The following is a 15,233-nucleotide window of genomic DNA, read 5'->3' on the forward strand; positions in this document are numbered from 1 at the left end:
CTTTTTCTCACGCATACCATCGGTCATAATCGCCCGGGCTCGCCAGCGCGCTATGGTGCGCTCTTCCCCACGTGTCAGAAACGATCAACGAGAGGTCTCAACGCGATGCGCATTGTCTTAGCGGCTGTTTGGGCGGCTGTCTGGTTTTCCGCCTTGTCCGCACCGGCATTTGCGGCTCAGGTTCCGGCAACGTCGGCCGTCGATGCGGTGACTGTGTTCCTGTCGGGGGCAGAAGTGACGCGACTGGCAAAAGCGCATCTCGACAAAGGCGAGCATACGATTGTTGTCGGCGACCTGCCAGCAAGCGCTATTCCGGGCTCGATCCGCGTCGAAGGGCGGGCCTCCGGCAAGCTCGATATCGGTTCTGTCGATACGGCGCAGAAAATGCTGCAGCGTGCTGAAAGCGAAGCGGCGGACGCGCAGCGTAAAATTCTCGAAGACAAGATACAGACGCTGAAAGATCAACGGAAGACCATCGAGGCGCAGGCGCTGGCGGCAAAGACGCAGCAGAAGCTGATCGCCAACCTGGCGCAATTGCCGACGCGACCCGCTCCGCAGGGCCAACCTGCGACGTCGCTCGATGACTGGACAAAGGTTCTTGCGCTCATCGCGCAGGGGACGACCGATGCGGGCAAGCTCGCTCTCGACGCCGAACAGAAGACGCGCGACATCGATCGGCAAATCGCCGACGCCAAGGCGCAGATGTCGTCGCTCGCGCCGGCGCGTACGCAGCAAACGGAAGTGCGCATTCATGTGATCGCACAGAGCCCGCTCGATGTCGATTTGAGCATTCACTATCAGGTGCCGGATGCACATTGGACGCCGCTTTATGATGCGCGCCTTTCGACGGGGACCAAAACCGAGCCGCCGAAGCTTTCGATCGACCGGCGGGCTGCCATTTCGCAGGTGACAGGCGAGGACTGGAACGGCGTTTCCATGGAACTTTCGACGGCGCGTCCGTCGGATGGATCGGCGGCGCCGGATATTGAGACGCAGTTCGTCGATTTCGAGCCGGAGCCAAAGCCTGTAGCGGCAATGCCGGCTCCGCCACCCGCTCCGACGCTGATGGCGCGTCGTAAGATGGATGCCGAGCTTGACGCCACACTCGGTGCGGGTGCGGAGGCCAACGCACCCGTCGCGGCAGAAGAAGCCGTTGCACAGCTCAAAAGTGCGCCGTTCGACGCGACGTTTGGGGTCCCCGGACGGGTGACCGTGGCGGCGAACGGCGAGCCCAAGCGCGTCTTGATCGCGTCCGAAAGCAGCGAGCCGACGCTCGGCTGCCGCTCAGTGCCGAAGGTTGATACCAACGCCTACCTCTACGCCCGGATCAATGTGGCCAAGGGGAGCCCCATGCTGCCGGGCACCGTCTATCTTTTCCGGGATGGTACGTTTGTTGGAACCGGAAATTTACCACTTTTGCGCCCAGGAGAAGACCACGATATCGGTTTCGGCGTTGACGATCAGGTGAAAGTCAAGCATGCGGTGCTGGAAGATAAGCGCGGCGAGACCGGGCTGATTTCGACGTCGCATGTCGATAGCCGGAATTTCCAGGTCAACGTCAAGAACATGCATGAGCGGCCGATCGACGTAACGATTCTCGATCGCGTTCCGGTCTCGCAGAACGACGACATCAAGGTCGAGATGACGGGCAAGGCGTCGCCCACTACGACCAACGTCGATGACAAGCGCGGCGTCATCGCCTTCCAGGCGAAGCTGGAGCCGGATGAGGAGAAAATCCTTGAGTACGGCTATCGGGTTTCGTGGCCTGCGTCGAAGTCGATCGTTTACGGGCCTTGAGGCGGGCGCTTCAAGTCCCGGGTTTTAACAAGCGGGTGTGCCGCGTGGCCCTGGCTCAAGCCGGGGCCAAATCATGAGAAGACTGAGAAGGTTTAAGACTAATGGCGAATGTCGTCGTGATCGGAGCCCAGTGGGGCGACGAGGGCAAAGGCAAGATCGTGGACTGGCTCTCGGAGCGCGCCGACGTCGTCGTGCGTTTTCAAGGTGGGCATAACGCTGGGCACACGCTGGTGATCGGCGACAAGACGTTCAAGCTGTCGCTACTGCCGTCGGGCGTGGTGCGGCCGGACAAGATGTCGGTGATCGGCAACGGCGTCGTCATTGATCCATGGGCGCTCGTGAGCGAGATCGAGCGGCTAAGGGAGCAGGGGATTTCGATCACGCCGGATAATCTGCGCATCGCCGAGAACGCGGCGCTGATTCTGCCGCTGCATCGCGAGCTCGACGTCGTGCGCGAAGCCGCAGCTGGCACGGAGAAGATCGGTACGACGGGCCGGGGTATCGGTCCGGCCTATGAAGATAAAGTCGGCCGCCGGGCTATCCGATTCCAGGATTTGGCGACGCCCGAGACGCTGGGGCCGAAGGTCGATCGTTTGCTGGCGCATCACAATGCGTTGCGGCGCGGGCTTGGTCAGGAAGAGATTTCGAAGGCGAAGCTGATCGATGATCTCGTCACGATCGCGCCGAAGGTTCTGCCTTACTCGGACGTGACCTGGGAATTCCTCGACAATGCATGGCGGCAGGGAAAGCGCATTCTGTTCGAGGGTGCGCAGGGCGCTCTGCTCGATGTCGATCATGGCACGTATCCGTTCGTTACCTCGTCGAACACCGTTGCAGCGCAGGCTGCGACCGGCTCCGGTATCGGTCCGCGCCACGTCGGTTACGTGCTGGGGATCGCGAAGGCCTATACGACGCGCGTTGGCTCGGGTCCGTTTCCATCGGAGCTGACGGACGCCATCGGCGAGAAGATCGGCGAGCGCGGCCGCGAGTTCGGAACGGTGACGGGACGCAAGCGCCGCTGCGGCTGGTTCGACAGCGTCCTCGTCCGGCAGGTGGCCAAGGTGTCCGGCATCGACGGCATTGCGCTGACGAAGCTCGATGTGCTCGACGGTTTCGACACGATCCGCATTTGCGTCGGTTACAAGCTTCGTGGTGAGCGCCTCGACCGGCTACCTGCAAGCGCCACGGCACAGGCCGAGATCGAACCGATCTATGAAGAGTTCGAGGGCTGGTCGGAATCGACCTACGGTGCGCGGCGCTGGGCGGATCTGCCGGCGCAGGCAGTGAAATACGTTCGCCGCGTCGAAGAGCTGATCGAATGTCCGGTCACGCTACTCTCGACGAGCCCCGAACGCGACGACACGATCCTGATGAAGGACCCATTTATCTGATCTGACGAGTTTCGGCGCGAGGGGGAGCGAAGCAGATGTTTTTCGTCGCGTCGAAAGTCATTTTCTTCTGCATTCAGCCTTCGAACCTGGTGTTCTTTGCACTGCTCGGTGGCACGCTGCTTCTCGGCTGGTGTCCGAAGTGGGGGCGGCGGCTGCTCTATGCCGGTCTCGCCGGTATCGTGCTGTTCGGCTATCTGCCGGGCGGGAACATTCTGGTCCTGCCGCTCGAAGAGCGCTTTGCCTCGCGCGTTCCGGCTGTGCCGCACGAGAAGATCAGCGGCATCATTCTGCTCGGTGGCTTCGAGGATATTTCCATCACGCGGGCGCGCGGCGGATTGGCGCTCAACGAAGCCGCGGAGCGTTTGACCGAGACGCTTCGGCTCGCTCATGAACTGCCCGAGGCCAAGGTCGTTTTCACCGGCGGTAGCGGGGCGCTGTTCGGCGACAACGGCATCGCGGATGCGGTGAAGCAGTTCTTCATCGACGCGGGAATCGCGCCCGACCGCATCATCATCGAAAACGACTCGCGCAATACCTATCAGAACGCCGTCTTCACGAAGGCGCTGCTGAGGCCCGTTCAGCAAGATCGCTGGCTGCTCGTGACGTCGGCCTATCACATGCCCCGTTCGACCGGCGTGTTTCGTAAGGTCGGCTTCGACGTTGTGCCGTATCCTGTCGATTTCCGCACGCGCGACTGGGACGATGCGTTCCGTCCGTTCGACAGCTTCGCGGCGGGATTGCAGCGCACAGATCTGGCCGTCAAGGAATGGATTGGGCTCGTCGCCTATTGGATCACAGGGCGAAGCTCGGCGATTTTTCCCGGCCCTTGAACCGCCCTCCGCGCAGTCGTGCTGGCGCCGTTCGCCTGACGAGTGCGGCGCACACGGACGATCCCGTGCGCTTTCGGTATTTTCGGCTGGAACAATCACGCCGCGAGCACTGTTGAAACCTCGAATCTTGGCGAGGAGACGTGTGCAGTGCACGAGATCATCTATCTGATCGGACTAATCGTGGTCATTTCGTTTCTTCTGAGCCTTCTGGGTTTTAGATGATCGAAGGAGATGCGCAGATGGCCGATGTCATCGAAATCGAGGCGACGACTCCAGCTGAATCCTTCCTGAGCTGGCGAGGTATTCTCGCCGGGGCGGCAGCAGGTTCAGCGTTTTCTCTGGTACTTATTTCCCTTGGACTTGCGGGGGGCTTGTCGCTGCTGTCGCCGTGGCCGGGTCAGTCGCACACGGGATTGGCGGCAAGCGTAGCGGCAGCTTGGAGTTTGATCGCGACGATCGCTTCGTTCCTGATTGCCGGATTTGTTGCGGCGCGCGTGCGGCCGCGTGTTGCAGATGTGCCCGCTGACGAAGTCGAATTTCGCGACGGCGTGCAAGGGTTTGTCGCGTGGGCAGTGTGCGTGTTGTTTGCGGGACTGATCGCAGTCGGCGCGAGCGGTCTTGCTCTGCACGCGACGTCGGCCGTCGCCAAATTCTCGGACCGAACATCGTCAAGCCCGCTGGCGGCAATCGTGTCGACGCTGGCGGCGCCACCCGAAGGCAAGCCGGTGACGGCGGCGGTGCCACTGTTCACGGCCGATGAAACGCGCACCCTCGAAGGCGTTTTTCTGAAATCGGTCGGTAGTGGCGGAATGGCGCCGAAGGATAAATCGTTCGTGGCAAACATCGTCGCGGCAAGAGCCGGTATTCCGCTGAGCGATGCCGAGACGCGAGTTGATGTGGCTTATGCGGATGCAGTCGCAGCTCTCGACCAAGCGAAGAAGGCCACCGAGCTGTCCGGGCTGCTGACAGGTATCGGTCTACTGATCGGCCTCGCGGCCGCTTGGTATGGCGGCGTCCGCGGCGGCAAGAGCCGTGACGAGAACATGCCCGGCCGCCTGAGGTTCGGCGGCTGGTGAGGTGAGGACCGGCCGATTATTGGCCCAGGATGATGCGCGGCTTACGGCGCGGTTTCGGCAGCGTCGGCAAGGGCGGTCCGAACAGCGGCTGAACAAGATTATAGTTGGGACCGGCCGCACCGCCGCTGTTGCTTCCGTTCCAGCCAGAATCCGGCCCGAGCATAGTGTCGGGCGGGAGGGTTGGGCCTAAGCGATCGACGGGCGCCACCGGAACGTCTCCGGCTGGGCCGCGGGGTCCCGAACCTGAGCGGGGTTCCGCGCTGGCCGCACCAACCGACAGGGCCAGCAAGGCCGCGGCGGCACTGGTGATGGCGAGGGGTCTCATCTGGCTGTCCTCTGCGAGAGCGTGGCACATCCGGCCAAAGATCAATCCTAGATTAATCTCTGGCGCCGGAGACGGAAAGACCGTCCGACCGTATCCTCTCGGCTGCTGCTTAAAGGGCACAAGCGGGACAAAGAGCCTTGAACCACGCGGGAAAAGGGGCGCCGACCCCAGAGTTCACGCAGTGCAGGCGGCCGTACATTACATCCGAAACGACGCAAATCCGTTAAACGGCCCCCCGCAATTGCGAGGATCAGGAGCTGATCGGAACTGTGATCGGGTCGATGGAGATGATGCCGTTCGACGAGCCGGAGCTGCCCTGCAGGATCTGGAGGACGGGAGAAGTCGAGGTCACGTCGGAATTGTTTATGTCATAAAGTGCTGAGAATTGTGCGATGAGCTTGGTCAGCTTTTTCGGGTCTTGAAGGTCTGCGAGGTTGAGCTTCTTGGTGATCATCGTGGCCTGGGTATCGATATCGGCATTCGACATATAGCTCGACAGGCCAAGGGCGGTCTGGGTGAACTGCAGAAGCGCTTTGTCGCCCAGGATCTGATAGGCTGACGTGATGGTCGGGGCCTTTTTCAGGAAATAAAGCGCGAGCTGTGCGCCAGTGCTTTGGTCGCCTGCTTGCGTTTCCATCGTCTGCTCGACGTAGCCGTCCTTGGTGGCGACGATCTGGCTGCGATCCTGGACCTGATTGATCGGCACGCTGAGCGTATTGCCGTCTGTCCCGAAATTGAAGGCGACGTCGAGAGCGCGATACTTCGCATTTTCAGGCTTGTTGATGTAGCTGCTCGGGTCGGTCGGATCGCTGGTCAGGATTTTGCGCAAATCCGTAGTGGTAAGATTCGCGTCCTTTAAATTGTAGGCATCGAGCGCGTAGTTGACTAGGCGCTGGTCCTTCAGGAAGTCGTCGACATTCGTGATCGAGCCGATCGTCGATGTGTAGTAATTGCTTTCGGCTGTAGCCAATGTCTGCTGCTGTGTGGCTGTCGCGCCGGAGGCGACCGAGCCACCGTTGTGGCTTGTGTATGCCGTTACCGTTGTCGCGAGATTGGTGTTGGTCTGGGCAACGTTGGCCGTTTTTGCATTGCCGTTGGCGTCGAAATTGAAATCCTGCGCCAGCTTGATGTAGGCGGCGTTGTGCGACTGGTTGGCAAAGCTGTGCGGATCGTTGGGATCGCTCGTCAGGATCTTGGTCAGCGTATATTTCGACGTCGTATCGGAATTGAGCCCGTAGGCGGCCATGATGAAAGAGTATGCGGTGCCGCTCAACAGATCGCTGACGGTCGTGATGCCTTCGACCGTGCTCTTATACGCGGTAATAGCGCGATCGTTCGAGGCCTGCAGGTTGTCATCGAAGGTGTTCGAATAAAGATTGACCACATTGTTGAGCTGATCTGTAGTTTGAATTGAGCCGTTGATGGAACCGTCGGCGTTGAAGTTGAAGGCCTGGGCGAGCTTTTTGTAGGCCTTGTTGGTTTGCTGATTGGCGATGCTGTTGGGATCGGAGAGATCGCTCGTCAGCACCTGCTTCAATAGTGTTCTGGATGTGAGGCTGGGGGTGAGGCCAAAGGCTGTCAGCGCAACATCGACGAGCGCGTTGTTGGCGAGGAAATCGTCAACATTGGACACCGTGCCGATGGTCGATTTGTAGTACTGCGATTTGTAGTTGGCGGCCTGCTGGCTGGCGTTCGTGCCAGTCGCGTTGAAATATTGATAGACGGTTGTGGCCGTGTTCGCTGCCGACTGGGCCGTGCCGTTGACGCTACCGTCGGTATTGAAATTGAAGGCTGCCGCCAGCGTCTTATAATTCGAATTGTTCAGCGTGTTCGCGACACTGTTGGGATCGGACAGATCGCTCGTTAGGACGGCACGAATCGTCGATTTCGAAATAAGATCTGGATCGATGCCATAGGATCTGACCGCGACGTCATACAGGCGCGGGTTTGCCATCAGCTGATCGACGGACGTGATGTTGCCGATGTTGGCTTGATAGTACGTCGCTTCGGTCTGGGCTGAGGTCGCTTTGTTGACCTGAGCCTGCGTGTAGAGATCAATCGTATCGTCTTCGTCGTTGGTATTCTGAGCGGTCACTGCCTGCTGAGCGACGGTGCCGTCGGTCGAGAATTGATAGGCCTTGGCGAAGGTGAGAAAGCGCGGATCGGTGAGCTTGTTGACGAAGCTACTGCTGTCGCTCAGGTCGCTGGTCAGCACCTTTTTCATGAAGGCTTTGGCGTAGGCCATGTCGCTCAGGCCGTATGCCGTCATCGCATACGAGAACAGGCGCTGATTGTTCAGGAAGTCATCGACGGACTTCACCTTGCCGATGTTGTCTTGATAATACTGCGCGGCGGTGGAAACGTCCGACTGAGAACTGATGCGGGCAAGCGTTTTGGAGAGGTCGGCCGCGTAGCTCTGATAGAGGAGATACGTTGAGGTCATCGCCGGCTTTCCCATTCCGTGGCTTACATCGAGGGGACTGTCGCCGAGGCAGCTTGCGTGGGCCTGCCCCTGCCGCGTTTCGATGCTTGATACAACTCGTGTAATGATACCCGCGCGGAATCCTCCGGCGATTCGGTTACGAGGGCGTTACGATCACAGACGTCCTTGGTCCGATCAGGCGGTTTTTCGAGCAGGGGGCTCTGCAACCACAAGACCGCGATACTCGGTGAGGGCGTCGGCCGCGAGTTCGTAGGCCAGGATGCGCTGCGGATTGACCGGGCCGGGAAAAATGATCTGGCCCATCGGCACGGGCTTGAAGCCGAAGCGGCCGTAATAGGGATGATCGCCGACGAGCACGATAAGGCGGGCGCCGCCGTTGCGCGCAGCTTCCAGCGCCGCCGCGATCAGCTTACTGCCGAGGCCTAGGCTGCGGTGTTCGTTGTCAACGGCGATCGGTCCGAGCAGGACCGCGCCCGTCTTGCCGCCAATGGCGATCTCGGTCGTGCGGATCGAGGCGATGATCGTCTTGCCGAGGCAGGCGACAAGGCAAAACCGCGACAGGTGCCCCTTGCCCTCGCGCACGCGATAGGCGGAGCGGGCGAAGCGTCCCGGACCGAATACGCGCGCATGCAACTTGGATATCTCGGCGATATCGTCGGGAAGCGCGGGGCGGATGGTCAGGGACGGGGACATGCGCGAACACAGAAAGCTGGAGGCCGAAGGAATGCAGCCGCGGCTTCTATCATACTTCCGGCGCCATGCGATCCTCGACGGAGCGGCGAATTCGCTCGGCCGTCTGAGCGCCCGTGTCCGGCGGAAGGGATTGGATCGGGAAAAAACCGACCTCGCGGGTGGTGAGCGCGGTTACACGCCGCCAATGGCGGACGAGATACACACCCGTCTGCTCATTTTTCCCCCTAGCATAGAAGAACGACAGATCCGGTTGGGCGTTAACCTCGATGCCGGCGACCTCGCGCAGGACGCGGCGGAGGGCCGTTTCAAGATTTTCGCTGTTATGAACCGATCCCACCGGCAATTCCCAGGTGCTGCCACTTTCGTTTTGGACCATAAGAGTGCGCCCCGCTTCGTCGATGACACAGGCTTCGACGGAGAGGTTCAGTCCACGCGCTACCCGCCAATACTTTTGAAAAACGCGGGCAATCCATCGACCGAGCAGCGGAATGTCTTCTCTCAACGGCAAACTCTCCTTCGGCAATGCCCGTCGCTGGACATTTCCCATCCGCAGGGTGATCTAGACGTGCGCTTCTCTATATATCGTTCCTGCCGCCAATGACCGAAGCTTTCACGCTCGCGCATTTTTCCGATGTGCACCTGCCGTCTACCGTGCGGGCAGCGTGGCCTTTTTGGAATGCAAAACGTCTGCTCGGGTACGCCAATTGGATGCGCAAGCGGCGGCGCGTTCACGTGCGTTCGGTCGTCGACAGACTAGTGGCGGACGCGAAAGCGTTGAGGCCCGATCATATCGCCATCACGGGCGACCTCATCAATCTGGGGTTGCCGGGAGAGTACGAGGCGGCGCTCGGTTGGCTGAGGACCGTCGGGGCGCCTCGGAACGTGACGGTCGTTCCCGGCAACCACGACATTTATTCGAGCCTGCATGGCCATGCCGGAATTGGGCGGTGGGCGCAGTATATGGGCGATGAAGACGACACGCTGGCATTTCCGTTCGTCCGCCGCGTCGGGCCGCTCGCGCTCGTCGGCTTGAACTCGGCCGTCGAGACACCGCCTTTTTATGCCGGCGGTAAGCTTGGTCGCCATCAACTCGAAATTGCCAGCGAGCTTCTCGATGCGCTTGGCCAAGAAGGCGTCATTCGCGTTGTGCTGATCCATCATCCGCCATTGCCGGATCTCGCGCCGACACGACGGGCATTGAGCGATGCGGCGCATCTTTCGCATTTGCTCGAACGCGGGAATGCTGAACTCGTGCTCTATGGACACAATCATCAGCCGCGGCTCGATTGGCTGCATTCGCGCGGCAAAGCCGTTCCGATCATCGGCGCAGCATCGGCGTCAGCGGCGATGGCGCATGGTGAAGAGCCGCCTGCGAACTACAATCTCTTCACGTTCTTTAAAAACGAAAAGGGATTGCGCATTCGTCATATCGTGCGCGGTATCGATGGGCCGGAAAGCGCGGTCAGGAAGATCAGCGAAACGGTGTTGAAGGCGCCGGCATAAATTTCAGGCAGCGCATTTCCGTGTCGCGGCCATATGCCACGCGCAAACGAAAGCAGCGTTGCGATGCCTCATCGTGACGCGTCTTCTCTCTATGCAGCGCACGTATGCTTGTGTTCTGAGCAAGTGTGACAGCGTGGCCGCCCATGCGATGGGCAGGAAAGACGTGCAGCGCGTGTGTTATATTTACGCGCTAGTGCATAATCTGGGTGAAAGCCTGTCGTTCTGACGCGGCGCCATTGACACAAGCTCGCCGCGAGCGGTCATGATATGAAGACGCGCTGGCTTTCATTTTTAGGTGGCCTGCGGGGAGCACTGCAATTTGCCTAAACCTGTCGAAATCAATCTCGCCCTTCAGGGCGGTGGAGCACACGGCGCCTTCACGTGGGGCGTTCTCGACCGTCTGTTGGAGGATGAAACGCTACAGTTCGGATGGATCAGCGCAACGAGTGCTGGTGCCGTCAATGCGGTAGCGCTTGCAGCCGGTCTGGCTGAAGGTTCTCGTGCCAAAGCGCGCGAGAAGCTCTACAAGATCTGGCATGCGATCCATCAAGCCGGTGTGCCGGATCTCACCCGTCTCAATCCGTTTCTGAACGGATTGGTTCGTCCGACGCAATTGACGACGCATCTCGCGACGATGCTGTCGCCATACGAATTCAATCCGCTGGGCTTCGATCCGCTCCGCCGGCTGATTACCGAGCATGTCGATTTCGATCTGATCCGCACGCGCTCGCCGGTCGAGCTGCTGATTGCTGCGACGCATGTTGCAACGGGCCGCGCACGTCTTTTCCGCGAAGATGAGATCACCGTCGACGCGGTATTGGCGTCCGCCTGTCTCCCGGTCATGCATCACGCCGTAGAAATCGAAGGCGCGGCCTATTGGGACGGCGGCTTTTCGGCCAATCCCGATATCGTGACGCTGGCGAGCGAAAGCCCGGTTCCCGATACGCTGCTGGTGATGGTGTCGCCGCGCGTGAATGAACATCTGCCCACGACGGCGCGCGATATTTCCAATCACGCCAACAGGCTGACATTCAATGCGCCGCTGTTGCGCGATATCGAAGTCGTGACGGCGGTGCGCGAAACGTCCGGGCCGCTCATGGCAAAGGGCCGTTTGGCGCCGATCTGCCGACATCGCTTTCATTTGATCGACGGTGGTCCGATCACGGGCACACTCAATCCCGAGACGACGATGCAGCCCGATTGGGATGTCATCACGTATCTGCACGGCGCCGGGCGCGACCATGCGGAGAAGTGGATGGACGTTGCTCGTTCTGCCGTCGGCCGGCTCGAAACCGTGGACCTCGCGAACTACTTCTTTCCACCAGTCGAAGATGGCGTGCAGTTCCGCACGGTTTCCACGCCGAAGCGGCACACCGGGCGTCGTGGCCTCGGCGGTGGCGTTAAACGCGCGAAGTAGCTTCGTCGGGCAAATCTCCCGGTCACAATCGTGGGATTTGCCTGCAACAAATCGGTCCCGCGGCGGTATTCCTTTCGGAATTCGAAGGAATACGAGCAATGATCAATCGCAGAACTCTCTTTGTGGCGTTGATGGCGGCGTTATTGCTGCCGTTGTTGCCGATTTCAATTGCTGAGGCCGCGCCGTTGCGCTTGGCTTTCCTCGGCGTGCGCATCCAAAACGACAACGAAGGCTTGGAGCCGACGACCGATGCAGAGCGCAAGCGGATGGCGGCGATCGGTAAGCAGTTCACCGATGCGCTGGCAACGTCCGGCGACTATAAAATCGTGCCGTTGACGGACGATATTCGCGCCGAGATCGCGCGCGGACAGTCCGTCGGGCATTGCGGTGGCTGCGAGGCCGATTACGGCAAGACATTGAAAGCCGATCGCGTCGCGTGGATCATGGTGCAGAAAGTTTCAAACCTGATCCTGAATATGAATGTCTATATCGCCGACGTGGCGACAGACAAATATACGTTCATCAAGAGTGTCGATATTCGCGGCAACACGGATGAATCGTGGTCACGCAGTCTGAAATACCTGCTCGACAATTACTTCTTTGAACGGAAGTCGTAGCGCAAGTGCCGCCGTCTTCGGTGCGGAACCTATAATTTTGCGTGGATGGCCGCCTTTCGCGGCCATTTCCTTTTTGGGGGAAGATGACAGCGACTGGGCCGCAGAGTCATCCGACGAGTTTGGCGTAGCCTTCAGCGATGGTTTCATCGAGCAGGCGTTTGTATTCCGCATAAGCTTTGTTCTTCGGCGTGACTTCGCCGAAGGTGTCACCGTCGAAGTTCTGGCGCTGGGAATACAGAATGGGCGTTGCGACCGGGATGAAGGTCGCGCGCTGTTTGTTCAGTGTCGTGATGATGCCGCGCATCTCTCCCGCGCGATCGAGCTGGGAGACGACGACCATGCGCATCGCGCCTTTCGTCAGCGAGACGAGGTGGATGAAGCTCGATGATGCCGGAATGTAGAGCCGGCCGCGATGGGCATACGGGGCGTCCGGCCGGTCACGCTCCTGGAAGAGCAGGCTCGGCCATTCCGGGTCCCAACTGATGTCGGTGCGATAGGCGACGATGGTATCGGGCAGCGAGAACGAGCGCCGAAGCGTCAGGTAGCTGCCGATGTAATGGTCGACGGCAGCTTGTGTGTAGGCGCCCATGTAGATCGGCGCGATGCCGCCGCCGTTGCGCGCAAATTCGAGCGGACCGCTGGCGCTTTCGACGGCGACCGTTTCGCCGTGCCAAGCGTCACGCAGGCCATGGAAATCGAGGCCGAGCACCATACAGACGTCAAACAGCGTCTGGTCGCGGACGGAACGGCCGCCGAGCAAATTTTGGATCGTCTTTTCGTGGCAGTCGGCGGCGTCGGCGAGTTCGGCTTGCGTGAGCTTTTTTTCGACCATCGCCGTCTTGATGCGGTCGAGCGCCTCGGAGCGAGTGGTGGCGGGCGCAATCTGGTCGGCGACTTTTTTCATGGCCCACGAGTTTCGATGCGTGGCGGCGGAACGCCGCCGTTGCCGGAAAATACCGATTTTTTCCGCCTGGAAGCAATCGGAATCGGAGGTCAATTCCCGGCTTCTTCCGGTTGCCGCTTACTGGGGCCTGACGGGCTCATGTTTCCGCTGTGCATTCGGCATTCTTCTCGCGTCGTCACCGCTGGGGTGACGCGGCGCGCCGCTTTAGCGCGCAACCCGAGGAGATGGGCACCATGTCGGACACGGTTACTTTAAAATTGGCGGCGGCGATTTCTATGGGCTCGCTGCTGGCGCTCGCCATCATGGCGGGCAGCGTTGGGCGAGCCGCGGCGCAGGAGTTCGATTGCCGGAACGCCGAATTCGCATCCGAGATGACCATCTGCGGCAGCGGCCGGCTATCGGCGCTCGATGAGCGGATGAACGAACTCTATCGGGATTTGAAGGCCGCTTACGGCACCCGCTACCAGCGCAACGGTCTCAAAGCCTATCAGCGGCAATTTCTCGATGCGCGTGACGCGTGTGGGCGCGATACGGAATGTATCAAAGGTGCGTATCTCGATCAGATCAGCGTGCTGGAGGCGCGCCTTGAGCAGGTTTACCGGCGCACCGAACGTTGATCGAGGTTTTCGACGACGTGGGGCGGATCCTGCCGGTCGACGACTTCGAGTTTCACGGCAGTCAGGCCCTTATCCGTCATCGAGAGGTCTTCGGCGGCTCTGCGAGACAAATCAATGACGCGGCCTGGTTTGAATGGGCCGCGGTCGTTGATGCGAACGATGACGCTTTGTCCGGTGTCGACCCGCGTAATGCGGACACGCGTTCCGAAGGGCAGCGTCCGGTGGGCGGCGGTAAGGGCGTTCGGATCGAACGCTTCGCCGGAAGCCGTCTTCTTGCCGGAGCCGTAATACGAAGCGATGCCCTTCATGGCATGGCTCTTAGCGGTGCCCTCGGTAATCGGACCGTGCAGGCCGAACGGCGGGGTAGCCACTGTGGCGGTGGCCTTGACGCGTTTGATCGCCGGCTTGTTCAGTGTGATCTTGGCTCGCCAGTGATCGAATTTGATGGCGGGCGGTTTCGGCGGATCAGGCTCGGGCTGGGTGTTCGTGGCCCAGACGCCGACGGATGCGGTGGCGGCCGATGTTGTGGCCGCCGACGTCGCGACGGCAGCGTTGCTTGCCGGCCCTGACAGAGCTTCTGAAAGCGATTGAGCCTGTGATAAGCCGCTTCCAGCGAAAACGGCTGAACTCACTAAAACGGCAACATAAGCCACACGAGTGCTTCGGCGCACGCACATTCCCCCCGGAACATCCCCGAATCACTGTGATTATGACGATTCTAATGGCGGAAAAACGTCGGGAGGCGCAGGTTATCCAACGCCTCCCGTCGTTTTAGTCAGAGCATAAGCGTCTTTAGTTCAAGACCTGCAACGAAACACGGGCCACGCCGGCACCGGTCATGTTGATGGCGCGGGCTGCGCCGCGCGACAGGTCGATGACGCGACCGCCGACAAACGGACCGCGATCGTTGATGGTGACAACGACGGACTGGCCGTTCGACTGGTTCGTGACGCGAACGCGCGTGCCAAATGGCAGCGTGCGGTGGGCGGCCGTCAGACCGTCCGGATTGAAGCGCGCGCCCGAAGCGGTTTGCTGGCCCTGCCAGTAGTACGACGCCATGCCGCCACCGCCGCCGCCAGAAGCATAGTGACGCTTACGCGACGAACCCTGTGCATAGTGCTTGCGAGATACGTTGCGGGCATACCGCGACTTAGAAGACTTGTGGTAGGACTTATACGACGACTTGCGATAGACGGCTTTCTTGTGAGAATGCCCGCAGACATAGGCTGCGCCTTCGCACTTCCAGGCCGCGTTTGCGGGCATGGCTGCCGCTGTGATCCCCGCCAACGTGAACGCGGCTACCGCGATAGTTGAACGCATAATGCACTCCTTCATCAGGAGCAGCAGTGGTTTCGGGTCGAATGGGCGGTTTCCCCCGCCCGTGATCCGCTTTCTTCAGCGATCACGGGTCAACCGCCTCGGTGGCGGCACCGTCCGTGTATGTTGGGAGAAAGTTGCCCCTGTATCGGAAACCCCGTGTGACCCGTTACTGAACTCCAGAACCCAGTTCGTACTGCTGCCCGTGCTTGTTGACTGGGGTTACCCCCGTCCTGGCAGCGGCCAACGAGCACCGACTGGCTCCCGCGGTCAACCCGTTGCTGCTAACACTTTTTAACCATA

At 60.2% G+C, this 15,233-nt stretch carries 15 protein-coding genes; 8 read left to right on the top strand and 7 right to left on the bottom strand.

Features of this window, described 5'->3' with window-relative positions:
• The first annotated feature begins 105 nt into the window (after positions 1 to 105).
• The 4 genes from HYP802_RS0108085 (at position 106) to HYP802_RS0108105 (ending at position 5,094) form a co-directional block, all read left to right on the top strand.
• A complete protein-coding gene (locus HYP802_RS0108085; RefSeq protein WP_013946671.1) occupies positions 106 to 1,797 on the top strand; it encodes a mucoidy inhibitor MuiA family protein in 1,692 nt (563 codons plus the stop codon).
• A 101-nt stretch (positions 1,798 to 1,898) separates the two neighbouring features.
• The gene (locus tag HYP802_RS0108090) at positions 1,899 to 3,188 is read left to right on the top strand and encodes an adenylosuccinate synthase (protein ID WP_013946672.1); all 1,290 of its coding nucleotides are present in this window, start codon (positions 1,899 to 1,901) and stop codon (positions 3,186 to 3,188) included.
• Between the two features lie 35 nt (positions 3,189 to 3,223).
• Entirely contained in the window at positions 3,224 to 4,018 is a 795-nt protein-coding gene (locus HYP802_RS0108095; protein WP_024275519.1) for a YdcF family protein, read from the top strand.
• Positions 4,019 to 4,257: 239 nt separating this feature from the next.
• On the top strand, positions 4,258 to 5,094 hold the full coding sequence (locus HYP802_RS0108105; protein WP_155831187.1) for a hypothetical protein: 837 nt from the start codon (positions 4,258 to 4,260) through the stop codon (positions 5,092 to 5,094).
• A 16-nt stretch (positions 5,095 to 5,110) separates the two neighbouring features.
• Here HYP802_RS0108105 and HYP802_RS23565 read toward each other — a convergent pair whose 3' ends face one another.
• From HYP802_RS23565 to HYP802_RS0108125, 4 genes are all read right to left on the bottom strand, one after another.
• Entirely contained in the window at positions 5,111 to 5,419 is a 309-nt protein-coding gene (locus HYP802_RS23565) for a hypothetical protein (protein ID WP_013946676.1), read from the bottom strand.
• A gap of 250 nt (positions 5,420 to 5,669) precedes the next feature.
• Positions 5,670 to 7,862, bottom strand: a complete 2,193-nt coding sequence (locus HYP802_RS0108115) for a DUF1217 domain-containing protein (protein WP_024275522.1) — start codon at positions 7,860 to 7,862, stop codon at positions 5,670 to 5,672.
• A 174-nt stretch (positions 7,863 to 8,036) separates the two neighbouring features.
• Positions 8,037 to 8,555, bottom strand: a complete 519-nt coding sequence (locus HYP802_RS0108120; protein WP_013946678.1) for an N-acetyltransferase — start codon at positions 8,553 to 8,555, stop codon at positions 8,037 to 8,039.
• 49 nt (positions 8,556 to 8,604) lie between these two features.
• Positions 8,605 to 9,057, bottom strand: a complete 453-nt coding sequence (locus HYP802_RS0108125; RefSeq protein WP_013946679.1) for an NUDIX domain-containing protein — start codon at positions 9,055 to 9,057, stop codon at positions 8,605 to 8,607.
• 95 nt (positions 9,058 to 9,152) lie between these two features.
• Here HYP802_RS0108125 and HYP802_RS0108130 point away from each other — a divergent pair, with 95 nt between their 5' ends.
• The 3 genes from HYP802_RS0108130 (at position 9,153) to HYP802_RS0108140 (ending at position 12,092) form a co-directional block, all read left to right on the top strand.
• On the top strand, positions 9,153 to 10,058 hold the full coding sequence (locus HYP802_RS0108130) for a metallophosphoesterase (RefSeq protein ID WP_013946680.1): 906 nt from the start codon (positions 9,153 to 9,155) through the stop codon (positions 10,056 to 10,058).
• Positions 10,059 to 10,377: 319 nt separating this feature from the next.
• A complete protein-coding gene (locus HYP802_RS0108135) occupies positions 10,378 to 11,475 on the top strand; it encodes a patatin-like phospholipase family protein (RefSeq protein WP_013946682.1) in 1,098 nt (365 codons plus the stop codon).
• A gap of 98 nt (positions 11,476 to 11,573) precedes the next feature.
• Positions 11,574 to 12,092, top strand: coding sequence for a DUF3280 domain-containing protein (locus tag HYP802_RS0108140; RefSeq protein WP_013946683.1), 519 nt, complete (start codon positions 11,574 to 11,576; stop codon positions 12,090 to 12,092).
• A gap of 106 nt (positions 12,093 to 12,198) precedes the next feature.
• On the opposite strand, the gene HYP802_RS0108145 is transcribed toward HYP802_RS0108140, so the two are convergent.
• Entirely contained in the window at positions 12,199 to 12,996 is a 798-nt protein-coding gene (locus HYP802_RS0108145; protein ID WP_013946684.1) for a helix-turn-helix transcriptional regulator, read from the bottom strand.
• 233 nt (positions 12,997 to 13,229) lie between these two features.
• On the opposite strand from HYP802_RS0108145, the gene HYP802_RS0108155 reads away from it, so the two are divergent.
• Complete coding sequence (locus HYP802_RS0108155; RefSeq protein WP_013946685.1) at positions 13,230 to 13,613, top strand: lysozyme inhibitor LprI family protein; 384 nt, start codon at positions 13,230 to 13,232, stop codon at positions 13,611 to 13,613.
• Here the strand turns inward: HYP802_RS0108155 and HYP802_RS22830 are convergent.
• Together HYP802_RS22830 and HYP802_RS0108165 are read right to left on the bottom strand one after the other, a co-directional pair.
• A complete protein-coding gene (locus HYP802_RS22830; protein ID WP_013946686.1) occupies positions 13,592 to 14,290 on the bottom strand; it encodes a septal ring lytic transglycosylase RlpA family protein in 699 nt (232 codons plus the stop codon). The two genes, HYP802_RS0108155 and HYP802_RS22830, sit on opposite strands and share 22 nt — an antisense overlap.
• Before the next feature lie 115 nt (positions 14,291 to 14,405).
• Positions 14,406 to 14,933, bottom strand: a complete 528-nt coding sequence (locus tag HYP802_RS0108165; RefSeq protein ID WP_013946687.1) for a septal ring lytic transglycosylase RlpA family protein — start codon at positions 14,931 to 14,933, stop codon at positions 14,406 to 14,408.
• Positions 14,934 to 15,233: the final 300 nt, after the last annotated feature.

The sequence above is a fragment of the Hyphomicrobium sp. 802 genome (assembly GCF_000526135.1).
Taxonomy (GTDB): domain Bacteria; phylum Pseudomonadota; class Alphaproteobacteria; order Rhizobiales; family Hyphomicrobiaceae; genus Hyphomicrobium_B.